The 2,551-nt window shown below is 54.6% G+C and carries 4 protein-coding genes and 1 pseudogene; all 5 read left to right on the forward strand.

Annotation, left to right across the window (positions count from 1 at the left end; all coding sequences use genetic code 11):
• The coding region (gene rplD / locus ABYT07_RS20415) for a 50S ribosomal protein L4 (protein WP_372993838.1) at positions 1-258 on the forward strand (258 nt) is incomplete at its 5' end.
• Positions 255-551 (forward strand): 50S ribosomal protein L23, encoded by a 297-nt coding sequence (locus tag ABYT07_RS20420; protein ID WP_372993839.1) that lies wholly within the window; start codon positions 255-257, stop codon positions 549-551. The genes rplD and ABYT07_RS20420, both read left to right, overlap by 4 nt.
• Positions 552-810: 259 nt before the next feature.
• A complete protein-coding gene (locus ABYT07_RS20425; protein ID WP_372993840.1) occupies positions 811-1,017 on the forward strand; it encodes a cold-shock protein in 207 nt (68 codons plus the stop codon).
• 231 nt (positions 1,018-1,248) lie between these two features.
• Positions 1,249-2,112, forward strand: coding sequence for a DUF1206 domain-containing protein (locus tag ABYT07_RS20430; RefSeq protein WP_372993841.1), 864 nt, complete (start codon positions 1,249-1,251; stop codon positions 2,110-2,112).
• A 337-nt stretch (positions 2,113-2,449) separates the two neighbouring features.
• Positions 2,450-2,551 (forward strand): annotated as a pseudogene (gene rplB / locus ABYT07_RS20435) (50S ribosomal protein L2); the annotation flags it as partial.

Raw genomic sequence — 2,551 nt, forward strand, 5'->3', positions numbered from 1 at the left:
GCTCTGGTGATCATCGACGAGGCGACCTCCGAGGGCAAGACTGCCGCTCAGGCCAAGCAGGTTTCGAACCTGGGCTGGAAGCGCGCGCTGGTCATCGACGGTGCCAACGTCAATGAGAACTTCGCACAGGCCGCGCGCAACATCGAAGGTCTGGATATCCTGCCAACGATGGGTGCAAACGTCTATGACATCCTCAAGCGTGATACACTCGTGATCACCAAGGCGGGGATCGAAGCACTGGAGGCCCGTTTGAAATGAGCACCAAGCACCAACACTACGATGTGATCCGCAAGCCGATCATCACAGAGAAAGCAACAATGGCGTCTGAGAATAACGCCGTCGTTTTCGAAGTGGCAATTGGCAGCAACAAGCCAATGATCAAAGAAGCTGTTGAAGCTCTCTTTGGTGTCAAGGTGAAGGCCGTGAACACGTCCATCACCAAAGGCAAAGCCAAGCGTTTCCGGGGCCAGATGGGCCGCCGTAAGGACGTTAAGAAGGCTTACGTGACGCTTGAAGAAGGCAACACCATCGACGTATCCACCGGCCTGTAATCAGCCCGGATCAAGTTAACGAAAGGCCCCTCGCTGCAAGGCGGGGGGCCTTTCGCGTTGGGCGAATGGGCAGTGGGCTATTCTCCGCTTGTTTCACCCTGTCGGGTTTAAGCACTTGCGTTCTGTCCCCGAAGGGCAGAAGGGGAGAGGGCAACGTTTTGTCTATCGTCATCCCTGCTCCTTACGGCTCAGCATTTCGATCTATAAATGACTTAGCCGATCTGCCGCATTCCGCGGGCAGTTAATAAGGAATACGATAATGGCTTCTGGCACAGTAAAATGGTTCAACTCCACAAAAGGTTTTGGTTTTGTAGCACCTGAGGGTGGCGCAAAGGACGTATTCGTTCACATCTCCGCAGTTGAGCAAGCAGGCCTGACCGGTCTGTCCGATGATCAAAAGATCACGTTCGACATCGAATCCGGCCGTGACGGTCGTGAATCGGCAACAAACATCAAGCTGGCGTAAGCTGGTCGGTCTCTAACGGGACCGATGTTTGAAAGTCTAGGAAGGGCGGGGCTGAAAGGCCGCGCCCTTTTTGCGTATGAATAATGCTTGGCCGTCAGCCTGCTAATTTCGCCAATGCTGGAACAATCTGGAAAGAGCGGCGTTCTTCACCATGGATGTCTGGTATTTCAGCCCCACCGCATTTTGGGTTTCCTGAGACCGAGGCTGGATCATAACGGCAAAGGGCACTCTATGAGAAACACCGCGCAGCAACAGCTTTTGGAAGATATCGACCCAGGTGATTTTGTGTGGGCAATCCCTATCATGCGTGTTGGGTATGCGGGGCGGGGTCTTGTGTATTTGGTCGTCGCAGGGGTGTCCTTGTGGTCGATCCTACAAGGTGGGCAAGCCGAAGGCACAAAATCTGCCATGCAGTCGCTAAACGGCATCATTGGGGTTGTCGTCGTCGGCTTGATTGCTGCTGGCATGTTCGCTTACGCCATCTGGCGGGCGGTGGACAGCTTTTGGGATCTGGAAGCATATGGCACCTCTGCCAAAGGCTTGTTGGCGCGGGCAGGTATGTTCGTGACTGGCGCGATACATGCAGGTATTGGCGTATTGGCTGTAACAGCGCTTGGGATTGTTTCGTCCGGTTCGGGCGGGAAGAAAGCGTTAGAAAGCGTATTGCAGTCGCAGGCGGGGGTGTGGGCGGTTTGTGCCGTTGGGGGCCTGACCGTCGCGACGGGCTTCTACTACTTCTACAAGGCGATAACGCAGGCCTACAGGGAAAAACTTCAGGGGAACCATTTCACACTGCATTGGAATCCGGTGTTGCGGATGGGTCTTGCCGCTCAGGGGGCTGCGATTATCATCATCGGGGGGCTGATTGCCTATGCCGCGCTAAGCGCAAATGCGTCCGACGCAGGCGGCTTGGGATCGGCCTTTGATTGGTTGAGCGGGCAGGCCTATGGCCGTGTTATGGTCGTGTTGCTTTGCGTGGGTCTGCTTGGCTTTTCACTGTTTTGCTTTGTAAACGCTGCCTACCGCCTTGTCCCCAAAGCATCCGAACGGTCCGTGCAAAGCCTGTCGGATAAGGTGAAGGAAATCGCGACATAAACATTGGTCCGGCATGGCATTGGCAGATAATGGCACGTGATTGCTGTCTCTATTGGGTAATGTATCATCAAGAAGGCTGAATTGCCGGAAACATTCGGCTTAGTTCTTCCTGATGCCTTGACCCTTCGCTGATCCTCCCCTAAACGACCCCATCGGCAACGCCCCGGATTCGTCCGGGGCTGTGTTGTTTTGTGCATAGGTGGGTTTTACCCACCCTACGCAGTCCGGCAAAGGGGTTCTTTGTCAGACATTTTAGATTGGGGACCTTCGGGGCCCTATAACCATCTCGACCTCAACATGTTGAAGTCGGGCACAAGCAAAACGGAAGACAGAAAACATGGCACTAAAGTCGTATAAACCGACGACGCCAGGCCAGCGTGGGCTGGTACTGATCGACCGTTCGGAGCTTTGGAAAGGTCGCCCGGTTAAAGCCCTCACA

Source organism: Sulfitobacter sp., from assembly GCF_041552635.1.
GTDB lineage: Bacteria > Pseudomonadota > Alphaproteobacteria > Rhodobacterales > Rhodobacteraceae > Sulfitobacter.

What these genes read in the sequence shown, in the direction of transcription:
- ABYT07_RS20420 (WP_372993839.1), top strand. Translation starts at nt 255, where the DNA reads ATGAGCACCAAGCACCAACACTACGATGTGATCCGCAAGCCGATCATC.
- ABYT07_RS20425 (WP_372993840.1), top strand. Translation starts at nt 811, where the DNA reads ATGGCTTCTGGCACAGTAAAATGGTTCAACTCCACAAAAGGTTTTGGT.
- ABYT07_RS20430 (WP_372993841.1), top strand. Translation starts at nt 1,249, where the DNA reads ATGAGAAACACCGCGCAGCAACAGCTTTTGGAAGATATCGACCCAGGT.